The 21,834-nt window shown below is 67.7% G+C and carries 19 protein-coding genes; 11 read left to right on the top strand and 8 right to left on the bottom strand.

From position 1 onward, the window contains the following. Window positions 1-195 precede the first annotated feature (195 nt). Window positions 196-906: a response regulator gene (locus NFU04_RS04625; protein WP_251308329.1), complete on the top strand. Its 711-nt coding sequence runs from the start codon at window positions 196-198 to the stop codon at window positions 904-906. Next, complete coding sequence (locus NFU04_RS04620; RefSeq protein ID WP_251308328.1) at window positions 906-2,534, top strand: ATP-binding protein; 1,629 nt, start codon at window positions 906-908, stop codon at window positions 2,532-2,534. Before NFU04_RS04625 ends, NFU04_RS04620 begins: the two co-directional genes overlap by 1 nt. Window positions 2,535-2,727: 193 nt before the next feature. Here the strand turns inward: NFU04_RS04620 and NFU04_RS04615 are convergent, their stop codons facing one another. Continuing rightward, the gene (locus NFU04_RS04615; protein ID WP_251308327.1) at window positions 2,728-3,642 is read right to left on the bottom strand and encodes a LysR family transcriptional regulator; all 915 of its coding nucleotides are present in this window, start codon (window positions 3,640-3,642) and stop codon (window positions 2,728-2,730) included. A gap of 133 nt (window positions 3,643-3,775) precedes the next feature. Here NFU04_RS04615 and metE point away from each other — a divergent pair, with 133 nt between their 5' ends. From metE to NFU04_RS04600, 3 genes are all read left to right on the top strand, one after another. Then, a complete protein-coding gene (gene metE / locus NFU04_RS04610) occupies window positions 3,776-6,073 on the top strand; it encodes a 5-methyltetrahydropteroyltriglutamate--homocysteine S-methyltransferase (RefSeq protein WP_251308326.1) in 2,298 nt (765 codons plus the stop codon). Window positions 6,074-6,208: 135 nt separating this feature from the next. Then, window positions 6,209-6,976 carry an MliC family protein gene (locus tag NFU04_RS04605; RefSeq protein WP_251308325.1) on the top strand — a complete coding sequence of 256 codons (768 nt, stop codon included), beginning with the start codon at window positions 6,209-6,211 and terminating at the stop codon, window positions 6,974-6,976. A 153-nt stretch (window positions 6,977-7,129) separates the two neighbouring features. Beyond that, window positions 7,130-7,726, top strand: coding sequence for an FMN-dependent NADH-azoreductase (locus NFU04_RS04600; RefSeq protein ID WP_251308324.1), 597 nt, complete (start codon window positions 7,130-7,132; stop codon window positions 7,724-7,726). A 44-nt stretch (window positions 7,727-7,770) separates the two neighbouring features. On the opposite strand, the gene NFU04_RS04595 is transcribed toward NFU04_RS04600, so the two are convergent. Further along, window positions 7,771-8,304: a DNA-3-methyladenine glycosylase I gene (locus NFU04_RS04595; protein WP_251308323.1), complete on the bottom strand. Its 534-nt coding sequence runs from the start codon at window positions 8,302-8,304 to the stop codon at window positions 7,771-7,773. A 58-nt stretch (window positions 8,305-8,362) separates the two neighbouring features. On the opposite strand from NFU04_RS04595, the gene NFU04_RS04590 reads away from it, so the two are divergent. Beyond that, on the top strand, window positions 8,363-8,818 hold the full coding sequence (locus tag NFU04_RS04590; RefSeq protein WP_251308322.1) for a DUF411 domain-containing protein: 456 nt from the start codon (window positions 8,363-8,365) through the stop codon (window positions 8,816-8,818). A gap of 12 nt (window positions 8,819-8,830) precedes the next feature. Next, window positions 8,831-9,271: a VOC family protein gene (locus tag NFU04_RS04585; protein ID WP_251308321.1), complete on the top strand. Its 441-nt coding sequence runs from the start codon at window positions 8,831-8,833 to the stop codon at window positions 9,269-9,271. A 61-nt stretch (window positions 9,272-9,332) separates the two neighbouring features. Here NFU04_RS04585 and NFU04_RS04580 read toward each other — a convergent pair whose 3' ends face one another. Then, window positions 9,333-9,737: a DoxX family protein gene (locus tag NFU04_RS04580; RefSeq protein WP_251308320.1), complete on the bottom strand. Its 405-nt coding sequence runs from the start codon at window positions 9,735-9,737 to the stop codon at window positions 9,333-9,335. A gap of 181 nt (window positions 9,738-9,918) precedes the next feature. Between NFU04_RS04580 and NFU04_RS04575 the strand changes: the two genes are divergently transcribed. After that, window positions 9,919-10,371, top strand: coding sequence for an META domain-containing protein (locus tag NFU04_RS04575; RefSeq protein ID WP_251308319.1), 453 nt, complete (start codon window positions 9,919-9,921; stop codon window positions 10,369-10,371). 70 nt (window positions 10,372-10,441) lie between these two features. Here the strand turns inward: NFU04_RS04575 and NFU04_RS04570 are convergent, their stop codons facing one another. After that, window positions 10,442-11,179, bottom strand: a complete 738-nt coding sequence (locus tag NFU04_RS04570; RefSeq protein WP_251308318.1) for a phosphatase PAP2 family protein — start codon at window positions 11,177-11,179, stop codon at window positions 10,442-10,444. A 190-nt stretch (window positions 11,180-11,369) separates the two neighbouring features. Between NFU04_RS04570 and NFU04_RS04565 the strand changes: the two genes are divergently transcribed. Continuing rightward, window positions 11,370-12,839 (top strand): DUF3360 family protein, encoded by a 1,470-nt coding sequence (locus NFU04_RS04565; protein ID WP_251308317.1) that lies wholly within the window; start codon window positions 11,370-11,372, stop codon window positions 12,837-12,839. 78 nt (window positions 12,840-12,917) lie between these two features. On the opposite strand, the gene NFU04_RS04560 is transcribed toward NFU04_RS04565, so the two are convergent. The 4 genes from NFU04_RS04560 to NFU04_RS04545 all read right to left on the bottom strand — a co-directional run bounded on the left by NFU04_RS04560 (window position 12,918) and on the right by NFU04_RS04545 (window position 19,527). After that, window positions 12,918-15,764, bottom strand: coding sequence for a valine--tRNA ligase (locus tag NFU04_RS04560; protein WP_251308316.1), 2,847 nt, complete (start codon window positions 15,762-15,764; stop codon window positions 12,918-12,920). Window positions 15,765-16,189: 425 nt separating this feature from the next. Further along, complete coding sequence (locus tag NFU04_RS04555) at window positions 16,190-16,633, bottom strand: DNA polymerase III subunit chi (protein ID WP_251308315.1); 444 nt, start codon at window positions 16,631-16,633, stop codon at window positions 16,190-16,192. 146 nt (window positions 16,634-16,779) lie between these two features. Beyond that, on the bottom strand, window positions 16,780-17,880 hold the full coding sequence (locus NFU04_RS04550; RefSeq protein WP_251308314.1) for a branched-chain amino acid aminotransferase: 1,101 nt from the start codon (window positions 17,878-17,880) through the stop codon (window positions 16,780-16,782). Window positions 17,881-18,003: 123 nt separating this feature from the next. Continuing rightward, window positions 18,004-19,527, bottom strand: a complete 1,524-nt coding sequence (locus NFU04_RS04545) for a leucyl aminopeptidase (protein ID WP_251308313.1) — start codon at window positions 19,525-19,527, stop codon at window positions 18,004-18,006. Window positions 19,528-19,670: 143 nt separating this feature from the next. Between NFU04_RS04545 and lptF the strand changes: the two genes are divergently transcribed. Together lptF and lptG are read left to right on the top strand one after the other, a co-directional pair. Further along, window positions 19,671-20,750 (top strand): LPS export ABC transporter permease LptF, encoded by a 1,080-nt coding sequence (gene lptF / locus NFU04_RS04540; RefSeq protein ID WP_251308312.1) that lies wholly within the window; start codon window positions 19,671-19,673, stop codon window positions 20,748-20,750. Then, a complete protein-coding gene (gene lptG / locus NFU04_RS04535) occupies window positions 20,750-21,814 on the top strand; it encodes an LPS export ABC transporter permease LptG (protein ID WP_251308311.1) in 1,065 nt (354 codons plus the stop codon). Before lptF ends, lptG begins: the two co-directional genes overlap by 1 nt. Window positions 21,815-21,834: the final 20 nt, after the last annotated feature.

Genomic DNA, 21,834 nt, shown 5'->3' with positions numbered 1-21,834 from the left:
GGCGGGGGCGGCGAGGGAGGCGCTGGGGTGCGGTTTCGCGATTAATTCAGATAACCCTTATTATCTTCCGCCTTCGACGTTTTCGTTACCGGTAATGGCGACGAAAATGCGTCACATGCGATAACCTAGGGTCGGAGTACCCTCGGACGGCCAGTCGCCACAAGGGGAGACTCATATGAACAAGGAAACGCACTCATGGGAGTGGATGCTAGCGTGACAAGCAGCGACCGGGAACATGTGCTGATCGTCGAGGACGATGAGCGTCTCGCCGATCTGACACGTGACTATCTGGAGGCCAATGGCTTCCGTGTCAGCGTCGAGGCCGATGGCGCCAAGGGGGTGGCGCGGATTCTCGAGCTGCAGCCGGACCTGGTGATCCTGGACCTGATGCTGCCCGGGGAAGATGGGCTGTCGATCTGCCGCCGGGTACGCGGCGACTATCAGGGCCCCATCCTGATGCTAACCGCCCGCACCGATGACATGGATCAGGTGTTGGGCCTGGAGATGGGCGCCGACGACTATGTGCCCAAGCCGGTGCAGCCGCGGGTGCTGCTGGCGCGCATGCGTGCCCTGCTGCGCCGCGCCGAGGCGAGCGGCGAGGCGCAGCTGCGCTTCCGCGACCTGGCCATCGACAGCGCCACCCGGGAGGCCTGGCTGAACGGCGAGCGCATCGACCTGACCAGCGCCGAGTTCGATCTGCTCTGGCTGCTGGCCAGCAATGCCGGGCGAGTGCTGACCCGGGAGGAGATCTTCGCCCAGCTGCGCGGCATCAAGTATGACGGTCAGGACCGTTCGATCGACGTGCGGGTCTCGCGGATCCGTCCCAAGATCGGCGATGACCCCAACCAGCCGCATCGCATCAAGACGGTTCGCAGCAAGGGCTACCTCTTCGTCAAGGACGGCTGATGCCGACCCGCCTCCTGCCTCGGCCCCTGGCCGACAGCACCTTCCTGCGGGTCTATGTCCTGCTGGCCCTGGCCCTGGTGGTGATCGGCGGCCTGGCCCTGGGGAGCTTCGCGGTGATCGATCAGGTGCGCCGCGAGCACTACCGGGAGCGGCTGGCCAGCGCCCCCATGCTGGTCTTGACCCATCGCTATGCCGGCCTGCCCGAAGCGGCCCGAGACGCCTGGCTGGTGCAGCGTTCCCGGGAGCTGGATATCCGCCTCTCGGTAGCCCCCAGCGCGTCTCTGCCGCTCAACTACTTCGAACGCGTTCGCCTCGACGAGGGCCAGACCCTGGTCGAACCCCGGGAGGGGCAGGGCTGGCTGTTGCGCCGTCGGCTGCCCGACCAGGCGAGCCTGATGGTGGCGGAGCTGGACAGCCTCAACGAGCAGCAGTTGCGTGGCCTGGCGGTGGAGCTGGGACGCTGGCTGAAGCAGGCCTCGCCCAGCGAGCGCGAGGTCCGGCTGAGCCTGCTGGCCGAGACGGCCCTGCCGGTCAGCCTCGGCGACACCCCCCCCGAGGGCTGGGCCCAGGCGCCGCCGCAGCGTCGTCTTCAGGAGGCGGAGGTGACCATTCGCCTGTTGCCCCAGCGCTGGGCCATCTCCCTCTATCTGCCGCTGCCCGGCGGCGAGGCCGGCCAGGGCCAGTGGCTGGTGGTAGGGCCCATGGAGGCCTTCGAGCCCATGCCGATGAGCCTGGCCCTGCTGCTGATCGGCGTGCTGCTGATGGGGCTGGCGGCCAGCATCTACTTGATCGTGCGTGGCCTGGAGTCGCGGATGGCGGGGCTGGAGCAGGCGGCGACGCGGATCGCCGCCGGCCACCTGGATACCCGGGTCAAGGTGGAGAGCGGCGACTTCCTGGGGCGCCTGGGCATGGCCTTCAATGGCATGGCGGCCCGGGTGCAGTCGCTGCTGCGCACCCAGCAGGAGATGATTCGCGCCGTTTCCCATGAGCTGCGCACCCCGGTGGCACGCATTCGCTTCGCGGTGCAGATGGTCGAGGACATGACCGAGGATGGCGGCATTCGCCGCCAGCTGCAGGGCATCGATGCCGATATCGAGGAACTCGACGCCCTGGTGGACGAGATCCTCACCTATGCGCGCCTGGGGGGCGACCCCGGTCAGGGGCAGGTGCTCAGCCGCGAGAGCCTGGATTGCCGGGAGATGGCGCAGCGGGTGGTGGAGACCCTGGCGCCGCTGCATGGGGAGCTCGAGCTGCTGCTGGTGCCCGGCTCCCCGGTGGAGGCCCAGGCCGATCCGCGCTATCTGCAGCGCGCCCTGCAGAACCTGGTGGCCAATGCCTGTCGCCACGCCAACGGTCGGGTCGAGGTGCGCCTGACCCAGGAGCCCTGGGCGCTGCGTATCGACGTGGAGGATGACGGTCCCGGGGTGCCGGTGCGGGCCCGGGAGGGGATCTTCAAGCCCTTCGCCCGCCTCGACGACAGTCGCACCCGCCGCTCCGGCGGCTATGGGCTGGGGCTCTCCATCGTCCAGAAGGTGATGGCCTGGCATGGCGGCAGCGTGGCGGTGGACGACAGTCCGCATCTGGGTGGCGCCCGCTTTAGCCTGTTATTGCCCCTGGAGCGCCGCTGAGTTGCCAGACAATGCACCCCGTGGACGATAGCCGCTCTCCATGACTCTCTACCACGCTCGGCGGCGCCCGCTTTAGCCTCCTGCTTCCCCTCGAGACACGCTGACGAATACCAAGCTTCTTCTATCCATAAATCAGCTGCCTTGTGGGAGCTCGGCTGTGCCGAGCGATGGCCGGGTCGGGCGCCCACCCTGGTTACGCCGGCTTGATGCCCTCCAGTACCGCGAAGGAGGTCTCCCGGGCGGTGCGCAGGAAGTCCTCCATCCAGGGAGCATCGCGATTCTCCTCGCGGATCGCCGCGAAGAGGGTGCTCCAGACGCCGCCGTCGCCCAGCGCCACGCCGCGCACATAGTCCCGCTCCAGGTACTCGGTGAGCGCCCAGTTGGGTAGCGCACAGACGCCGCGGCCGCTGGCCACCAGCTGCATCATCATGATGGTCAGCTCGGCGGTGCGTACCTCCTTGGGCTTGACCCCGGCCGGGTCGAGGAACTGGGTAAAGACATCCAGGCGCCCCTGCTCCACCGGGTAGATGATCAGGGTCTCCTCGGCCAGGTCCCGGGGCAGCACATAGGGGCGTTCGGCGAAGGGGTGCTGCTTGGCCACCGCCAGGAGCCCCTGGTAGCGGAACAGCGGTTCATAGAAGACCCCCGGCAGGGGCTGGGGGTCGGCGGTAATCACCAGGTCGAGCTGTTCCCGGGCCAGGGCGGGCAGCGGGTCGAAGTTGTGACCGCTGGGAATGTCCACCTCCACTTCCGGCCAGTGATCGCGGAAATGGTCGATGGTGGGCATCAGCCACTGGAAGCAGCTATGGCATTCGATGGCCATATGCAGGCGGCCCTGCTCGTTGCCGGCCAGGCGCGCCAGGTCGCGCTCGGCCATGCGCACCTGTGGCAGCACCTGCTCGGCCAGCGCCAGCAGGCGCTGACCGGCGCGGGTGAACTCCACCGGACGGGTCTTGCGCAGGAAGAGGGGGTTGCCCAGGCGTTCCTCCAGGTCCTTGATCTGGTGGGAGAGGGCCGACTGGGTCAGATGCACGCGTTCGGCGGCTTCCACCAGGGAACCGGCATCGCGCAAGGCGACCAGGGTGCGTAGGTGTCGCAGTTCCAGCATGAGTATGAGCTTCTTTCACTTTAACGATTAGTTAATTTAGTTTGATTCACCTCTCTTGGCCAGCCAGACTTCCCTCACTGCTTATGGCGATTGGTGCCATAAAAAAGATTTTTAATATCTAGAGGGAATAGATATGACGCTGTCACATACCCTGGGCTACCCACGGATCGGCGCCAACCGGGAGCTGAAGCGGGCCACCGAGGCCTACTGGAAGGGCGAACTGGATCGGGAGGGCCTCGAGCAGGTGGGGCGCGAGCTGCGTGCCCGCCACTGGCAGGCCCAGCGCGATGCCGGCCTCGACCTGGTCAGCGTGGGCGATTTCGCCTTCTACGATCAGGTGCTCAATGTCTCGGTGCTGCTGGGCGCCATTCCGAGCCGCTTCGGCGCCGAGGAGGAGCTGGCCCGGGGCGACGTCTCCCTGGACACCTATTTCCGCCTGGCCCGCGGGCGGGCCCCGAGCGGCGCCCCCGCCGCCGCCTGCGAGATGACCAAGTATTTCGATACCAACTACCACTACCTGGTACCGGAACTGCACGAGGGGCAGCCGTTCCGGCTGGCCAGCCAGCGTCTCTTCGACGAGGTGGCCGAGGCCCAGGCCGCCGGCCATCCCCTCAAGGTGACCCTGGTCGGACCGCTGACCTGGCTGTGGCTGGGCAAGACCAAGGGCGCCGACTTCGACCGCCTGAGCCTGCTGGACGAGGTGGTGACGGTCTATGGCCAACTGCTGACGCGCCTGGCGGCCCAGGGCGTGGAGTGGGTCCAGCTCGACGAGCCGGCGCTGGTGCAGGACCTGCCCCAGGCCTGGCGCCAGGCCTATGAAGCCGCCTATAACCGCCTGGGTAGCGCGCCACTCAAGCTGCTGGTGGCCAGCTATTTCGGTGCCCTGGGCGATAACCTGCAGCTGGCGGTGAGCCTGCCGGTGGAGGGCCTGCATATCGATGCGGTGCGGGCCCCCGAGCAGCTGACGCCGGTGCTGGATAACCTGCCCGCCTACAAGGTGCTCTCGGTGGGGGCCATCGACGGGCGCAATATCTGGCGCGCCGACCTGGCGGCGCTTCAGGAGCGGTTGAGTGACGCCAAGCAGCGCCTGGGCGAGCGGCTGTGGATCGCCCCCTCCTGCTCGCTGCTGCATGTACCGGTGGACCTGGAGGCCGAAACCGAGCTGGACGCCGAGCTCAGGGGCTGGCTGGCCTTCGCCCGCCAGAAGCTCGACGAGACCGTGACCCTGGCGCGGCTGCTGGGCGGTCGCGCCACCCCGGACGACCGGGCCCGGCGCGAGGCGGCCAGCAGCGCCCTGGCGGCCCGCGCCGCCTCGCCGCGGATTCACAGGCCGGCGGTGGCCCAGCGCCTGAGCTCGGTCACCGCCGCGGATAGCGAGCGGGCCAGTCCCCATGCCCGGCGCGCCGTCGAGCAGCACCGGCGCCTGGGACTGCCGCTGCTGCCCACCACCACCATCGGCTCCTTCCCCCAGACCGCCGAGATTCGCGCCGCCCGCCGGGCCGTCAAGGCCGGCGAGCTGGACCGCGAGACCTACGAGGCGCGGATGCGCGAGGAGATCGCCCAGGCGGTGGCCCGCCAGGAGGCCCTGGGCCTGGATATGCCGGTGCATGGCGAGCCGGAGCGCAACGACATGGTCGAGTACTTCGGCGAGCTGCTGGAGGGCTTCGCCTTCACCCGCCACGGCTGGGTGCAGAGCTACGGCTCCCGCTGCGTCAAGCCGCCGGTGATCTACGGCGACATCAGCCGTCCGGCGCCGATGACGGTGCGCTGGAGCGAATACGCCCAAGCGCTCACCGACAAGCCCATGAAGGGCATGCTCACCGGCCCGGTGACCCTCCTGCAGTGGTCCTTCGTGCGCGACGACCAGCCCCGGGAGACCACCTGTCGGCAGATCGCCCTGGCGCTGCGCGACGAGGTGGCGGACCTGGAGCGAGCGGGGATCGCGGCGATCCAGATCGACGAGCCGGCGCTGCGCGAGGGCTTGCCGTTGCGCCGGGGCGACTGGGCCGGGTATCTCGACTGGGCGGTGGGGTGTTTCAGACTCAGCGCCGCGGTGGCCGCCGATGCCACCCAGATCCACACCCATATGTGCTATTCGGAGTTCAATGACATCATCGACGCCATCGCCGCCCTGGATGCGGACGTGATCACCATCGAGACCTCGCGCTCGGACATGCAGTTGCTGGACGCCTTCCAGGACTTCGCCTATCCCAACGAGATCGGCCCCGGAGTCTACGACATCCACTCGCCGAACCTGCCTGAGGTGGAGTGGATGGTGCAGCTGATGGAAAAGGCCGCCGAGCGTATCCCGGTCGAGCGGCTGTGGATCAACCCGGACTGTGGCCTCAAGACCCGCACCTGGGCCGAGGTGGAGCCGGCCCTGGCCAATATGGTGGAGGCGGCCCACCAGCTACGTCGCAAATACGGCTAAGCCTATGCGTCTTGTCGCGCGCCGACGCTAACTCACTGCCGTCACAGCGTTGGTAAAGCGAAGCAGGCGCCGGGGCCAGGGGCCCCGGCGCCTGATATGCTGGTGGCGGAGTCTCAGACGTTGCAAGGAGTTCGCATGTCCCGCATCCCCCCTATCCTGCGCGGTTCCCTGTGGCTGGGAAGCCTGCTGGCCCTGGCCGGCTGTGCCGTGGCGCCCGCGGAGCGACCCGTGGTGGAGAGCCGTCCCGGCATCGACGCCGCCCCGGTCGCGGCGGAAGACGCTACCCAGGCGCGGCCCACGGCGCCGCTGTTGCCCTCGGCGCTCTTTCCCGGCGATGCCGAGGAGTTTATCGCCTGGCGCTGCACCCCGGCCCAGGACCTGGTGGCCGCCTTCGGCGAGGAGGAGCTGCGCCTCTGGTCGGCCCATGGGAGCTATCGCCTGACCCCGGCGGTGGTGGCCTCCGGCGCCCGCTACGAACAGGCGGGGCTGAGCTTCTGGAATCGCGGCGATACCGCCCTGGTGGAGAGCGACCACGGCCGCCTGGAGTGTCGCGGCGATATCGCCCGGCGGGCCCTGACCCGGGCGCAGCGCCCCGGGGTGATGTTCCACGGCCGTGGCAACGAGCCGGGCTGGGCGGTGAGCCTGGCCCATGACGTGCCGGAGCTGGATCTGACCCTGGACTATGGCCAGCGCGAGTTGAGCCTGCCTTACCGGGTTACCGAGATCGACAACGCCGCCGGCCGGATGGTACTGGCCAGTGGCCGTGCCGATACCCCCTTTACCCTGACCCTGGAAGCCCGGGCCTGCTTCGATGACATGAGCGGCGAGCCCTTCCCGGCCCGGGTCACCCTGGAGCTGGAGGGGCGCCAGTACCGGGGCTGTGGTCAGGGCATCGCCCCCTGAGTCGGCACTCGAGGCGAGGCGGCAATCTTTTTATTTTTTAGAAAGGTTGTCGCGTTTTTTTGCGATTATCATCTCAAAAAATGCATTTAAAATGGCGATCATCAGCTCAGCAACGGTCCATGACTCGTTGCCCCTTCGATCAGGAGAATCGCCATGACCACCAAGATCCTCGTACTCACCAGCTCCATCCTCGGCGGCAATTCCCAGGCCCTGGCCGACCACCTGGTCGCCGAGGCGGCTCGCCGCGACGACCTCGACGTGACTCGCCGCGACCTGGTGGCCGATGACTTGCCCCACCTGGGCCTCGCCGAGCTGGGTAGCTGGCAGGTGGCCGCCGACGAGCGCAGTGCCGAGCAGCAGGCCCTGGCGGCCCGCTCCGATGCGCTGATCGAGGAGCTCAAAGCCCATGACCAGGTGGTGCTGGCGGTGCCCATGTACAACTTCGGGGTGCCCAGCCAGCTCAAGGCCTGGTTCGATCGGGTGATGCGCGCCGGGGTCACCTTCCGTTACACCGAGAACGGTCCCCAGGGCCTGGTGGAGGGCAAGCGTGCCCTGCTGTTGCTGGCCCGGGGCGGCCAATATGCCGGGACCCCCATGGACACCCAGACCCCGCATCTGGAGGCGATGCTCGGCATGATCGGCATCTCCGAGGTGAACAGCATCTTCGCCGAGGGCCTCAATATGGGCCATCAGCAGGAGGCCCTGGGCGAGGCGAAATCGGCCATCGAGCAGTGGGTCGCCCGGCTCTGAGGCTTGGCTCGCGGGCCTGTCGATACAAGGCCTCGCGGGGCCCGTCAGCGGGCCCAGGCGGGGCCGGCGGCCAGGATGCGCGCCTGCACCGGGCAGTCGTCCCGGTGGGCGCCGGGCAGATAGCCGCTGCTCATCAGGAACTCGCCGACGATCTCCGGGCCGGTAAAGCGGAAGGTGCGGCGAAACAGCTTGACCCAGTCGGCGTGACTCAGGGGGTGATGCGCCTCCAGCCAGGCGTGGAAGCCGCCGTGGGAGTCGCGCAGCTCGCGCACCACCCGGGCGTTATGAATCACCGCCTCGACCTTGAGGCGATTGCGGATGATCCCGGCATCGGCCAGCAGCCGGGCGCGCTCGGCCTCGCCATAGGCGGCGACCCGATCGACCGCGAAGCCCTCGAAGGCGGCGCGGAAGGCCGCCCGCTTGTTGAGCACGGTGAGCCAGGAGAGCCCCGCCTGATTGATCTCCAGCACCAGCCGCTCGAAGAGCGTCGCCTCGTCGCCGATGGGGAAACCATACTCATGATCATGGTAGGGCCCGTGCACGGGGTGGGAGGGGGCCGTGTCGCAGTAGTGGGGCATGGTGACTCCTGTCGTGGCGGGGTATCCTGCCGTCGGTGCCTGAAAGCGGAGACGAGCGATGTTGGCAAGACGACTGTTACGCCGCCTGGTGCTGCCGGGGCTGAGCCTGGTGCTCTCGCCCCTGGCCGTTGCCGGGCCGCTGGTGGAGATGTGGAAAGACCCCAACTGCGGCTGTTGCACCGCCTGGGCGGAGCACCTGGAGGCCGAGGGCTTCGAGGTGCGTCTGCATGACACCCGGGAGATGCGCCAGGTCAAGATCGACCGGGGCGTGCCGCCGCGGCTCGCCTCCTGCCATACCGCGGTGGTGGACGGCTATGTGATCGAGGGCCATGTGCCCGCCGCCGATATCCGCCGCCTACTGGAGGAGGGTCCCGAGGTGGCCGGGCTGGCGGTACCCGGCATGCCCCATGGCTCGCCGGGGATGGAGACCGGCCGCGTCGACGACTATGCGGTCTATAGCTGGCAGGTCGCAGACCCTGCCCCGGAGATCTTCCAACGCCATATTCAGCCGTAAAGGAGTCCCGACATGCAATACCTGCACACCATGGTCCGCGTCAGCGACCTGGAGGCGTCTCTCTACTTTTATTGCGACCTGCTGGGGATGATCGAGATCAGCCGCAAGGAGAGCGAGAAGGGGCGCTTCACCCTGATCTTCCTGGCCGCGCCGGAGGACGAACTGGCGGCCCGGGAGCAGCGTGCGCCGATGCTCGAGCTGACCCATAACTGGGACCCGGAGGCGTACACCGGGGGGCGCAACTTCGGCCACCTGGCCTATCGGGTCAACGATATCTATGCCCTGTGCGAAAGGCTGCAGGCCGGCGGTGTGACCATCAATCGCCCGCCGCGGGATGGCCATATGGCCTTCGTGAAGAGCCCCGATGGCATCTCCGTGGAGCTGCTCCAGGCCGGCGAGCCGCTGCCGCCCAGGGCGCCCTGGAGCGAGATGGAGAATCAGGGCACCTGGTAGCGCGGTTGCGAAAAGACGCCGCCCGGGGGAACCCGGGCGGCGTCTCGTTATCGGCCAGCGCTCAATCCGGGCGTACCGCCAGGCGTCCGCTGCCCAGGAAGATCAGCGCCGCGGCGCCGAACAGGAAGAGGCCCTGCAGTTCCAGCTGCCAGCCGCCGTTCTGGTTGAGCAGAAAGAGCTCCGAGGTGTGCACCAGGGCGATGGCCACCACCATGTTGCCGGCCATCAGCAGCCCCGCCAGCCGGGTCTGCCAGCCGACGATGGCCATGATCGGTGCGATCAGTTCGCCGATCAGTACCCCGTAGGCCAGGAAGCTGGGCAGCCCGTAGCCGGCCAGCAGGTCGCTGATCCAGTTGAGGCTGCCCGGATTCAGTAGCTTGCCGATGCCGTGCAGCAGCATGAGCACGCCGACCGAGAGACGCAGGATCAGTTTGCCCAGGGCATCGTTATGAAGGGCTCGCAGCATGGGAAGGCTCCTTGATCGAGGCGGGAGAGGCACCGGTCCATTCAGCATAGCCGCTTCATTGTTCCGCAGTTTGCATATAAAGAAAATCCTGATGAAGCCCGCGGCGAGCGGCCGGCGGGGGCGCTGGTCAAGTCGCCAAGGATCGGGCACCCTTGAGTTTTTCGGATCGGCGAGAGGACGGATGATGATAAGGCCCTGGTGGATCGGTGCCCTGGCGATAAGCCTCCTGGCGGGCTGTGGCAGCGCGCCACCGGCCCCCGAGCGGGAGATCGTGGCGCCGACGGCGAGCGGTGGCTCCCCGGTGATCGGTCCGCGCTGGCAACTGATCCTGCTGGGGACCGACGAGCGCTGGGAGGGGGCCGAACCGGCCTGGTTCGAGGCCGAGCTCGGGCGGGGAGGGCTGCGCCTGACGGGGAGCGATGGCTGTCGTCGCCTGGAGGGCAGCCTGGCCCTGGATGACGGCAATCGCATCGCTATCCAGGGACTCGACGGCGGGCCTGACTGTGCCGGCGCCCCCCAGGCGGCGCGGGTCGCCGAGATGATGCGGGACGCCCACCGCTACCTGATCGATCATGATCGGCTGGTGTTCTTCGGTCGCGACAGTCGGGTGCTGGGCGGCTTTCGGCGCCGCTGATCGCGTCCTGTCATGAAACAGGCCGGGCCCGTGAGACGGGCCCGGCCTTTTCGTCTGGCAAGCGCCGCTCCTAGCGGGCCGGCAGCAGCCGTGCCTTGAGGGCGATCAGGCCTCGCGTGATGGCCGATGCGCTACGCGGCGCCAGGGGCGTACACAGGGCCCAGGGCAGCAGTGCCAGGGCGATGGCCAGGGAGCCGAAATAGATATCGCTGAACCAGTGGGCGCCGCCGAGGATTCGCGGGGCGCTGAACAGCACCACCAGGGCGGCACTCACCAGGCCGACGCGAGGCCCGGCGAAGCGCCACATAAAGGCGGCGAAGATCATCAGCATCAGGCCGTGGTCGCCGGGGAAGCTGCTCGCCGAGACCGCCTTGGTGGCGTAGTCCACCAGCTCGGTGATTCGCGTGGCGTCGTCGTAGACCAGGGTGGGGCTGGCATGACGGTAGGTGACGACATAAGCCTCGATGCGATTGACGATGCCGGCGGTCAGCAGCAGGGTCAGGCCGATTCCTCCCCAGCGCAGCCAGCGATGCTCCGCCACCGGGTCGCGGCGGATGGCCCACAGCAGGACCGCGGCCATCGCCAGCAGGCTGATGCCGTCGAAGGCGCGATGATTGGCGAGGGCCACCAGGTGTACCCAGGCCATATTGTCCTCGTGCAGCCAGGCATTGGTGGTAAAGAAGACGGCGTCGTCCAGGACCTCCCAGATCAGCAGGTTGGGCGACCACCAGCCGAGGATCAGGGCGATCCCCAGCAGGTTGTAGAAGAGCAGCCGGGCCGGCGCGAAGTCGGGGTGTTTCATGAGCATGGAGGGTGTCATCGGAGAAGGCGTGGGCGCCATTCTAGGCGAACCCCCGCAATGAGAACAGTGTTTCCCCTCGAGCGCTCGAACATGGCCGGCGGCCCAGTGGATTAGCCGAATGTCAGATTGTGGCGCGGGGCGGGTCTTCCTAGAGTGGTCACCCTTTTTCCACTCTTCCCTTCCTCAAAGTGAGCCCATGACCGACTCCAGTGAAGACTACTGCCAGCGCCGGCGTCCACGCTCGGCCTTCGCCTCCCGGGCGGACTACCTGGATCACGAATTGCAGAGCATGGCGCCCCGGCGCTGGCGTCCGAACCTTCCTGGCCGAGACTACCGCTTCGAACTCGAGGATTGGGTGCCAGCCATGGCGGCCACCATCGGCAAGATCGTGATGGTGGCGGCGATCGTGGCCGCCTTTGCCGGCCAGCTCGGGCTCTCTGATGACTTCGTCATCGAGAACGTTCGCTACGAGATGCTGATTGCCGCGGTGCTGTTTGTGGTTCTCGTCTCGGGCTTCCTGAATCCGACCAGTAACCTGGCGGGCACACACGGCCCGTTGATACCGCTGATACCGCTGATCGTGGCGTCCGGCGGTCATCCCATGGCGTTGGGGCTGATGATCGGCGGCCTGGGCTTCCTGCTGGGCATCTGCAAGGGGGGCAGCGTGCTGGCCCGCCTGACCAGCAACGGTGTCTGTGGCGGCCTGTTGCTCTATCTGGGCTTTATCGGTATCAGCGGCCAGATCGGGAGTCTGTTCGCCTGGGCCGAAGGTTTCGACATGGCCTATCTGGCGTTCGTGGTGATCATTGCCACGATCCTCATGTACGCCTTCCTGGAGCATATCCAGATGCGCTGGCTGGCGATCCCGCTGGGGGCGCTGCTCGCCGGTGTCGTCTCCTTCGCCCTGGGGGCACCCTTCGAGTTCAGCACCGAGCCGGGCATCCCCAACCTGAATCCGCTCTACTGGTGGGGCGAGGAGAGCGGCTGGCAGCTGGGCTTGCCGTCGTTCCAGCATTTCGTCGCCGTGGCACCCTTCGCGGTGCTGGCGGTGGCCATGTGGTCACCGGACTTCGTGGGGCATCGGGTCTTCCAGCAGCTCAACTACCCGCCGAGGACCGAGCGGGTGGTGATGAACATGGATGACACCATGGTCACCGCCTCGGCCCGTCAGGTGGTCGGCAGTCTCCTGGGGGGCGGTAACATCAGTTCCTCCTGGGGAACCTATATCGTGCCGGCGGCGATTGCGCGGCGGCCGATTCCCGCCGGGGCCGTGCTGACCGGCCTGTTGTGCGTGGTGGCCGCCCTGTGGGGCTATCCGATGGACCTGGCGGTGTGGCAGCCGGTGCTCAGTGTGGCGCTGATGGTCGGTGTCTATGTGCCGCTTCTCGAGGCAGGCATGCAGATGACCCGCGAGGGCAAGACCACTCAGTCTGCCGCGGTGGTGATTTTCTCCTCGGCGCTGGTCAACCCGGTGTTCGGCTGGTCGCTGACGGTGCTGCTCGATAACCTGGGGCTGATCGGCTGCAAGGAACGCGGCCGGGAGCTGGGCCATATGGGGCGCTGGGTCGTGCCCGGCGTAGTCTTCCTGGTCCTGTGCATGGTGATGGCCGGTATCGGGATGTTCCCGGGCGTGCCGGCGCTGTGGGAAAGCTTCCGCGGGCTGTAAACCGAGGTGGCATCAGCAAGAAAGGGGCCGGGCGCCAAGCGCCCGGCCCCTTTGCCGTCAGGGCTGTGAAATGCCCGCTCAGAGCGCGGCGATCTTGTCGCGCTGCTCGGCGAGCAGGCGGCGGGCGGCCTGGAAGTCGTTGAGCTTGCCGCGCTCCTTCTCCACCACCGCCGCCGGGGCCTTGGCCACGAAGCTCTCGTTACCGAGCTTCTTCTCGATGCCGCCGATCAGCTTGTCCTGCTTGTCGATCTCCTTGTCGAGGCGGGCGAGTTCGGCCTCCTTGTCGATCAGGTCGGCCATGGGCACCAGCACCTCCATCTCGCCCACCAGCTGGGTGGCGGAGAGCGGGGCCTGGGTCGGGTCGTCGAGCCAGGCGATGCTCTCCAGCTTGGCGAGCTTGGCGAGGAAGCGGCGGTTGGCCTCCAGGCGTGCCCGGTCGCCCTCGCCGCCCTTGGTCAGCAGCACGTCGAGGGGCTTGCCCGGGGCGATGTTCATCTCGGCGCGGATATTGCGCACCGCCACGATCACGCCCTTGAGCCACTCGATATCCCGGGTGGCGGCCTCGTCGATCCTGGCCTCCTCCGGCAGCGGCCAGGGCTGGGCCATGATGGAGTCGCCCTCGTCGCGCAGGGTGCCGGCCAGGGGCGCGACCTTCTGCCAGATCTCCTCGGAGATATAGGGCATCATCGGGTGGGCCAGGCGCAGGATCGCTTCCAGCACCCGCACCAGGGTACGGCGGGTGCCGCGCTTGGCCTCCGCGGAGGCCGCGTCGTCCCACAGCACCGGCTTGGAGAGCTCCAGGTACCAGTCGCAGTACTCGTTCCAGACGAAGTCGTAGAGGGCCTGGGAGGCGTGGTCGAAGCGGAACTCCTCCATCGCCCTGGTCACCTGGGCCTCGGTCTGCTGCAGCCGCGAGACGATCCAGCGATCCGCCAGGGAGAGCTCCACCGGTTCGCCACTCAGGCCGGTATCCTCGCCCTCGGTGTTCATCAGCACGTAGCGGGAGGCGTTCCACAGCTTGTTGCAGAAGTTGCGGTAGCCATCCAGGCGGCCCATGTCGAACTTGATATCGCGCCCGGTGGTGGCCTGGGAGAGGAAGGTGTAGCGCAGGGCGTCGGTGCCGTGGGGCTCGATGCCCTCCGGGAACTCGGCGCGGGTGGCCTTGGCGATCGCCTTGGCCTTCTGCGGCTGCATCATATTGCCGGTACGCTTGTCGAGCAGCTCGTCGAGGGTGATGCCGTCGATCAGGTCGATGGGGTCGAGGACGTTGCCCTTGGACTTGGACATCTTCTGGCCCTGGCCGTCGCGCACCAGGCCGTGCACATAGACCTGCTTGAAGGGCACCTCGCCGGTGAACTTCAGGGTCAGCATGATCATCCGCGCGACCCAGAAGAAGATGATATCGAAGCCGGTGACCAGCACGCTGGAGGGGTGGAAGGTCGCCAGCTCCGGGGTCGCCTCCGGCCAGCCCAGGGTGCCGAAGGTCCACAGGCCCGAGCTGAACCAGGTATCGAGCACGTCCTCGTCCTGGGTCAGTTCGAGGTCGGCGGGAAGCCCATGCTTGGCCCGGGCCTCCTCGGCGGTACGGGCCACATAGACGTTGCCCTCGGCGTCGTACCAGGCGGGGATGCGGTGGCCCCACCACAGCTGGCGGGAGATGCACCAGTCCTGGAGGTCGCGCATCCAGGCGAAGTACATGTTCTCATAGTTCTTGGGCACGAACTCGATATCGCCGTTTTCCACCGCCTCGATGGCGGGCTTGGCGAGGCTCTCCACGGCGACGAACCACTGATCCGTCAGCAGCGGCTCGATGACATCGCCGCTGCGGTCGCCGTAGGGCAGGGTGTTGTTGACCGTCTCGATCTGCTCGAGCAGGCCCGCGGCCTCCATATCGGCGACGATGCGCTGCCGCGCCGCGAAGCGGTCCAGGCCGGCGTAGGCCTCGGGCAGGCTGGGGTCGATGTCGGGCAGCGGCCGGCCCTGGATATCGAAGGCCTCGGCCCGGGCCAGGATGGCGGCGTCCTGGGTGAAGACGTTGATCAGCGGCAGCCCCTGGCGGCGCCCCACCTCGTAGTCGTTGAAGTCGTGGGCCGGGGTGATCTTCACGCAGCCGGAGCCCTTCTCCATGTCGGCGTGCTCGTCGGCGACGATGGGGATGCGCCGGCCCACCAGCGGCAGGATGATCTCCTTGCCGATCAGCGAGGCGTAGCGGGGGTCCTCCGGATTGACCGCCACCCCGGTATCGCCGAGCAGGGTCTCCGGGCGGGTGGTGGCGACGATCAGGTAATCCTTGCCGTCGTCGGTGGTGACGCCATCGGCCAGGGGGTAGCGGAAGTGCCAGAACTGGCCCTGCTGGTCGCGGTTCTCCACCTCCAGGTCGGAGATGGCGGTGTGCAGGGTGGGGTCCCAGTTGACCAGGCGCTTGCCGCGGTAGATCAGCCCCTCGTCATAGAGGCGCACGAAGACTTCCTGGACCGCCTTGTAGAAGCCGTCGTCCATGGTGAAGCGCTCGCGGGACCAGTCGACGCTGGCGCCCATGCGGCGCAGCTGGCGGGTGATATGGCCGCCGGACTCGGCCTTCCACTCCCAGATCTTGTCGGTGAAGGCGTCGCGGCCCAGGTCGTGGCGGCTCTTGCCTTCCTCGGCGGCGACCTTGCGCTCGACCAGCATTTGCGTCGCGATCCCGGCGTGGTCGGTGCCCACCTGCCAGAGGGTGTTGTGACCCTGCATGCGCCGCCAGCGGATCAGGGTGTCCATGATGGTGTCCTGGAAGGCGTGACCCATGTGCAGGCTGCCGGTGACATTGGGCGGCGGGATCATGATCGAGTAGGGGGCGCCTTCGCCGGAGGGGGCGAAACGGTTGTCGGCTTCCCAGCGCTGGTACCAGCGGGCTTCGATCTGTTCGGGTTGATAGGTCTTGTCCATGGGGCCTTCCGGAGCAATAAGAGTGACACCGCCCGGGAGGTCGCTTGGCGCCACCGGGGACGGGAAAAATGGGCACGATTATAGCCTGTCGCCGGGGGTGGCGTCAGCTAGAGGGGGGGAGACCTTGGACTGCCCTGTTCACCCACCATATGCGGCCCGGGGCTACTCTGGGGGCAGGTGCCCGGAAGGCCGGACCCTCGCAAAGACGCTGTGAACCCATCCCTGGGCGCTCGACTTTTTCCTGAGGCGCTACGCTATCCTGCTTCGCTTTCAGGACCGGGGTAGGCCCTCCATGGCCTACCCGTTCGGAAGTATCTTCCTAACCCCTGAAAAAGACGCTTTGCTTCGACCTACCCCCAGCGCCCCTCAGCGATAACCCTCGTGGGCACTCGTCTACGTTCTCTTGGTCGTGATGGCAACGCCGCTTAACGGCGCTTGCTTAGGTCGTGGGCGGTGACCGGGTAGCCGCGCTTCTTGTAGGTCTGCCAGCAGGCGCGCTTGGTGGTCAGCACTTGCTGGTGCTGGTTGATGATCTCGGCGACCCGCTCGAAGCGGGAGAACCACTCGGGGATCTCCGGGTGCAGATTGAGCAGGGCCTGGACCTCCCGGGCCGGGTCCGGCGGCGCCTCCCAGCCCAGGGTCACCGGCACCGTCTCGGCCTCGGCGCTGCCCAGCAGGGCGTGGGGCAGGTAGGCGTCGTCGCGAAAGCTCCACAGGCGTTCGTCCAGGGCCTGGCCCATGGCCGCGTCTTCGCAGTGCAGATGCAGCCGATAGCCCTTGCCGGCGATGGTCTCGGCGAGCCGGCAGGCGAAGTCGAGGCGGGCGTCCAGGGTGGTCTCGGGGAGGATATAGAAATCGACTCGGGTCATGAATGTCCCCTTCGGGGAGCCATAAGCGGTAAGAGCGACGCTTCGCTCCTGGAAGCTGGAAGAGGGCTTGATCACAGGGTTGGTGGAATCACTCTGCCTTCCAGCTTCCAGCTTCCAGCTTCCAGCTTCCAGCTTCCAGCTCGGGGTCAGACCAGGCGGGTCAGCCAGCCGTACTTGTCTTCGCTGCGACCATACTGCAGGTCGAGCAGCTTGGTGCGCAGGCGCTTGGCCACCTCGTTGTCGCTCTTGGCGGCCAGGCGGATCGGCCCCTCCTCGGTGACCAGCTCGCCCACCGGGGTGATCACCGCGGCGGTGCCGCAGGCGAAGATCTCGGTGATCTCGCCGGAGGCGGCGCCCTCGCGCCACTCATCGATGCTGATCGGACGCTCCTCCGGGGTCAGCCCCTCGTCCTTGGCCAGGGTCAGCACCGAGTCGCGGGTCACGCCCTCGAGGATGGTGTCGGTCAGCCGCGGGGTGGCGATGCGCCCATCCTTGTAGACGAAGAAGAGGTTCATGCCGCCCAGCTCTTCGATCCACTTGTTCTCGGCGGCATCGAGGAAGGCCACCTGGCCGCAGCCGTGGTCGCTGGCCTCCTTCTGGGCGGCCAGGGAGGCGGCGTAGTTGCCACCGCACTTGGCGAAGCCGGTGCCGCCGGGGGCGGCGCGCTTGTAGTGCTGGGAGAGCCAGATGGAGACCGGCTCGATGCCGCCCTTGAAGTAGGCGGCCGCCGGGGAGGCGATCACGTAGTAGTCCACTTCCTGGGCCGGGCGCACGCCGAGGAACTTCTCGCTGGCGATCATGAAGGGACGCAGGTAGAGGCTGCACTCGTCGGCCGCGTTCTTCGGCGTCGGCACCCAGGCATGGTCCTGGGCCAGCAGTGCCTTGATCGAGCCGATGAAGTCCTCGTCGGAGAGCTCCGGCAGGGCCAGGCGGCGGGCGCTGCGGCGGAAGCGCTCGGCGTTCTTCTCGGGGCGGAAGGTCCACACCGAGCCGTCGGCGTGACGGTAGGCCTTGATGCCCTCGAAGATCTCCTGGGCGTAGTGCAGCACGGCGGCGGCGGGGTCCAGGGTCAGCGGGCCGTAGGGGCGCACCTCGTGACCATGCCAGCCGGCATCGAGGGTCCAGCGCACATGGGCCATATGGTCGGTGAAGTGCTGGCCGAAGCCGGGGGCGGCGAGGATATTGTCACGCACGGCGTCGGCCGCGGGATTCGTGGAAGGCAGCAGGGCAAAGCTTGCAGTGGACACGGCAAAAGGGTCTCCGCTATGGCCGGCGGCATCGGGCGCCGGCGTCTTTCGAGCGATACGGGGTGGCGGGCCGAGGCCCGCCGGGTGTCACAGGTGTAAAGGTTGGCGGCGAGATTGGCAACCCTAGGCGGCGTCGCCGTCCTCGATCTGGCCCTCGGCCTCGCGATCCAGCAGATACTGGGTCAGCAGGCCCACCGGGCGGCCGCTGGCGCCCTTCTGCTTGCCGGAGTGCCAGGCGGTGCCGGCGATATCCAGGTGCGCCCAGGGGAACTGATCGGCGAAGCGCGACAGGAAACAGGCGGCGGTGATGGTGCCCGCGGGACGACCGCCGATATTGGCCAGGTCGGCGAAGTTGGAGTCGAGCTGCTCCTGGTATTCGTCCCACAGCGGCAGGTGCCAGGCACGGTCCCAGGCGGTCTCGCCGGCATCCAGCAGGTCCAGGGCCAGGTCGTCGTCGTTGGAGAGCAGGCCGGTGGCGTGGTGGCCCAGGCCGATGATGCAGGCACCGGTCAGGGTGGCGATATCCACCACGCTGGCGGGCCGGAAACGCTCGACATAGGTGAGGGCATCGCACAGCACCAGGCGCCCCTCGGCGTCGGTATTGAGCACCTCCACGGTGAGCCCCTTGAGGGTCTTGATGATGTCGCCGGGCTTGGTGGCGCGGCCGTCGGGCATGTTCTCGGCGGCGGCGACCACGAACACCAGGTTGAGCCGCGGCTTGATGGCGAGGATCGCCTTGACGGTGCCGAATACGCTGGCGGCCCCGCACATGTCGAACTTCATCTCGTCCATGGCCTCGCCGGGCTTCAGCGAGATGCCGCCGGTATCGAAGGTGATGCCCTTGCCGACCAGCACATGGGGCGACTCCTCGGGGTCCTCGGCACCCTGGTACTTCATGACGATCAGCCGCGAGGGCTGCTCGCTGCCGCGGCCCACCGAGAGCAGGCTATGGGCGCCCAGGGCCTCCAGGGCGGCCTCGTCGAGGATCTCGGCGGTCAGGGCACCGCCGGAGGCGGCGGCCAGCCCTTCGGCCTGCTCGGCCAGGTAACTGGGGGTGCAGACATTGCCCGGCAGGTTGCCCAACTGGCGGGTCAGGTTGATGCCCTCGCCGATGGCGGCGCCGACGCCTGCGCCCTCGGCGGCGGCCGCGGCGTCATCGGCCTCGCTGACCAGCAGGGTAACCCGCTCGAGGCGCGGCTTGGGGGCCGGTTTGGACTTGAAGTCAGTGAAGCGATAGCCGGCGCGCAGGGCCGCCTCGGCGGTCATGCGGGCCTTCCAGTGGCTGTCGCGATCGGCCACCGGCACGTCGGTGAAGGCCACGGCGGCGTCATCCACCGGCAGGGCGGCGAGCTGGGCGAAGGCGGCATCCAGGGCCTTGCGCAGGGCGGCCTCGTTGCACTTGGCGGCCTCGCCCAGGCCCACCAGCAGCAGGCGCTCGGCGTTCAGGCCGGGCGCGAAGGGAACCAGCAGCACCTTGCCCAGGTCGGCCGAGAAGTCGCCGCGCTCGATCAGCTGGCCGATCAACCGCTCGCTGGCATCGTCGAGCTTGGCGGCGGCGGGCAGCAGCTCGGCGTCCTTGAACACCGGAACCACGAGGCAGGCCGTCTCGGCCTTGGCCGGATTGGCCGTCTGAACAGGGAATTCCATGGCGTCTCCACAAGACAAGCGAAGGGGGATTCTGGATAATGCCGGCACGGCAGGCCGCCGCGGCCGAACCCCCAGTGTACGCAATGCGAGGCCGCAATGCATGGGGTGACAGGGACGCCACGGCAATCGATGCGGAGACCCACTTGATCCTATTTCGTTACCTGACCCGCGAGATCCTGCAGACCATGGCCGCCGTGGCCGGGGTCCTGCTGCTGGTGATCATGGGCAGTCGTTTCATTCGCTACTTCTCGAATGCGGCCGAAGGCGAGATCCCGGTGGCCATCCTCGGCAACCTGATGCTCTTTCACCTTCCTGGCTTCCTGGAGCTGATCCTGCCCCTGGCCTTCTTCCTGGGGGTGCTGCTGGCCTATGGGCAGCTCTACCTCAACAGCGAGATCACCGTGCTGGTGGCCTGCGGCATCAGCCCCGTGCGGCTGCTTCAGGTGAGCCTGGTGCCGGCCACCCTGGTGGCGGTGCTGGTGGGCCTGTGCAGCCTGTGGCTGACCCCGGCGGGGGCCCTGCAGACCGCCATCAGCCTGGAGGAGCAGCGCAGCCGCCTCGACTTTACCGCCCTGGCGCCGGGGCGCTTCCAGGAGTTCGGCGGTGGTCGTACCGCCTATGCCGAGGCCTTCAGCGAGGACGGCCAGGAGATGCGCGGCGTCTTTATCAGCGAACGCCAACGGCGCGGCGATGGCACCCCGGAGAGCGTGGTTACCCGTGCCGAGAGCGGTTATCAGACCGTGGATCCCGAGACCGGAAGCCGCTTCCTGGTGTTGGCGAACGGCCAGCGCTACAGCGTCGATCCGGGCCGCCACGAGGCGGAAGCCCTGGGCTTCGGTACCTATGCGGTGCGGCTCGCCGTCGGCGTCGAGGGCCATGAGCTGGGGAGTCCCGACTATGCCACCACCGCGGCGCTGTTCGGTGCCGAGGATTCCCGCGCCCAGGCGCAGCTACAGTGGCGGCTGTCGCTGCCGTTGATGGTCTTCGTGCTGGTGTTGATGGCCATGCCGCTGTCCCGGGTCAATCCTCGGCAGGGGCGCTTCGCCAAGCTGTTGCCGGCGATCTTCCTGCATATCAGCTACCTGAGCCTGCTGCTGGCGGCGCAGGACGGCATCGCCCGGGGGGCCTGGCCGGCGGTCATCGGCATGTGGCCGATTCATCTGGGCTATCTGCTGATCGGCCTCGGCCTGTTGTGGCAGGCCCAGCGACGGGGGATGCGCTGATGCTGGCCGATCGTCTCGACCGTTATATCGCCCGCAATGTGCTGGCCGCCATCATCGTGGTCCAGGTGGTGCTGCTGGGCCTGGACCTGGTCATCACCTATATCAATGACCTGGGCGACGTTCAGGGCGACTACGGCGCCCTCCAGGTGCTGCTCTATCTGCTGATGCGCCTGCCCTGGCGGCTCTACCAGTATGCCCCGGTGGCGGTGCTGATCGGTGCCCTGATCGGCCTGGGGGGCATGGCCTCCAGCAACGAGCTGACCGTGATGCGGGCGGCGGGTCGCTCCCTGACGCGGATCCTCTGGGGAGTGATGAAACCCGTGCTGCTGATCGTGGTGGTGCTGCTGGGCATCGCCGAGTTCGTCAGCCCGCGTAGCGAACAGTTCGCCACCGCCTGGCGGCTGGAGAAGATGCAGGGGGAGGGCGCCGTGCTCTCCCAGAGCGGCGGCTGGCAGCGGGAGGGGGATACCATCTACCGCTTCGGCGCCATCCGTGCCGACGATACCGTGATCGAGCTGACCCGGTACGAGTTCGAGGGGGACCGCCTGCGCAGTGCGACCCAGGCGGCCCGGGCGGTGTGGGAGGGCGAGGCATGGCGCCTGGAAGAGGTGGCGGTGACCCGCTTCGAGGACGAACGCACCCGGGCGGCCCACCATGACACCCTGGCCTGGGAGACCCGCTTCACCCCGCAGCAGCTCGAGCGCCTGCTGCGGGACGTGGAGAGCCAGGCCCCCAGCGAGCTCTGGGCCTATGCCCGCTTCCAGCGGGACCAGGGGCTCCAGGCCACCCAGCCGCTGCTCTATTTCTGGCAGAAGCTGTTGATGCCCCTGACCCTGGCCTCCCTGGTGCTGGTGGCGGCCTCCTTCGTGTTCGGGCCGCTGCGCAGCGTGGCCGCCGGCACCCGGGTCTTCTACGGGGTGATCACCGGCCTCGGCTTCAAGTACCTGCAGGACCTGCTGGCGCCGGCCTCGACCCTGTTCGGCTTCTCGCCGGCCTGGGCGGTGCTGGGCCCGACCCTGCTGTGTGCCGCCCTGGGGCTCTATCTGCTGCGCCGCTCGGGCTAAGCCGGCACCCATTCGCAAGA

Origin of the sequence: Halomonas sp. NCCP-2165 (assembly GCF_023708045.1) — a bacterium.
In the GTDB taxonomy this organism is placed as follows: domain Bacteria; phylum Pseudomonadota; class Gammaproteobacteria; order Pseudomonadales; family Halomonadaceae; genus Bisbaumannia; species Bisbaumannia pacifica.
The sequence above is the reverse complement of the archived record's forward strand: the minus strand, read 5'-3'. Positions and strand labels throughout refer to the sequence as shown.

Excerpts from the sequence above, each read along its gene's own strand:
- NFU04_RS04625 (WP_251308329.1), top strand. The coding sequence starts at position 196 with ATGGGAGTGGATGCTAGCGTGACAAGCAGCGACCGGGAACATGTGCTG.
- NFU04_RS04620 (WP_251308328.1), top strand. The coding sequence starts at position 906 with ATGCCGACCCGCCTCCTGCCTCGGCCCCTGGCCGACAGCACCTTCCTG.
- NFU04_RS04615 (WP_251308327.1), bottom strand. The coding sequence starts at position 3,642 with ATGCTGGAACTGCGACACCTACGCACCCTGGTCGCCTTGCGCGATGCC.
- metE (WP_251308326.1), top strand. The coding sequence starts at position 3,776 with ATGACGCTGTCACATACCCTGGGCTACCCACGGATCGGCGCCAACCGG.
- NFU04_RS04605 (WP_251308325.1), top strand. The coding sequence starts at position 6,209 with ATGTCCCGCATCCCCCCTATCCTGCGCGGTTCCCTGTGGCTGGGAAGC.
- NFU04_RS04600 (WP_251308324.1), top strand. The coding sequence starts at position 7,130 with ATGACCACCAAGATCCTCGTACTCACCAGCTCCATCCTCGGCGGCAAT.
- NFU04_RS04595 (WP_251308323.1), bottom strand. The coding sequence starts at position 8,304 with ATGCCCCACTACTGCGACACGGCCCCCTCCCACCCCGTGCACGGGCCC.
- NFU04_RS04590 (WP_251308322.1), top strand. The coding sequence starts at position 8,363 with ATGTTGGCAAGACGACTGTTACGCCGCCTGGTGCTGCCGGGGCTGAGC.
- NFU04_RS04585 (WP_251308321.1), top strand. The coding sequence starts at position 8,831 with ATGCAATACCTGCACACCATGGTCCGCGTCAGCGACCTGGAGGCGTCT.
- NFU04_RS04580 (WP_251308320.1), bottom strand. The coding sequence starts at position 9,737 with ATGCTGCGAGCCCTTCATAACGATGCCCTGGGCAAACTGATCCTGCGT.
- NFU04_RS04575 (WP_251308319.1), top strand. The coding sequence starts at position 9,919 with ATGATGATAAGGCCCTGGTGGATCGGTGCCCTGGCGATAAGCCTCCTG.
- NFU04_RS04570 (WP_251308318.1), bottom strand. The coding sequence starts at position 11,179 with ATGCTCATGAAACACCCCGACTTCGCGCCGGCCCGGCTGCTCTTCTAC.
- NFU04_RS04565 (WP_251308317.1), top strand. The coding sequence starts at position 11,370 with ATGACCGACTCCAGTGAAGACTACTGCCAGCGCCGGCGTCCACGCTCG.
- NFU04_RS04560 (WP_251308316.1), bottom strand. The coding sequence starts at position 15,764 with ATGGACAAGACCTATCAACCCGAACAGATCGAAGCCCGCTGGTACCAG.
- NFU04_RS04555 (WP_251308315.1), bottom strand. The coding sequence starts at position 16,633 with ATGACCCGAGTCGATTTCTATATCCTCCCCGAGACCACCCTGGACGCC.
- NFU04_RS04545 (WP_251308313.1), bottom strand. The coding sequence starts at position 19,527 with ATGGAATTCCCTGTTCAGACGGCCAATCCGGCCAAGGCCGAGACGGCC.
- lptG (WP_251308311.1), top strand. The coding sequence starts at position 20,750 with ATGCTGGCCGATCGTCTCGACCGTTATATCGCCCGCAATGTGCTGGCC.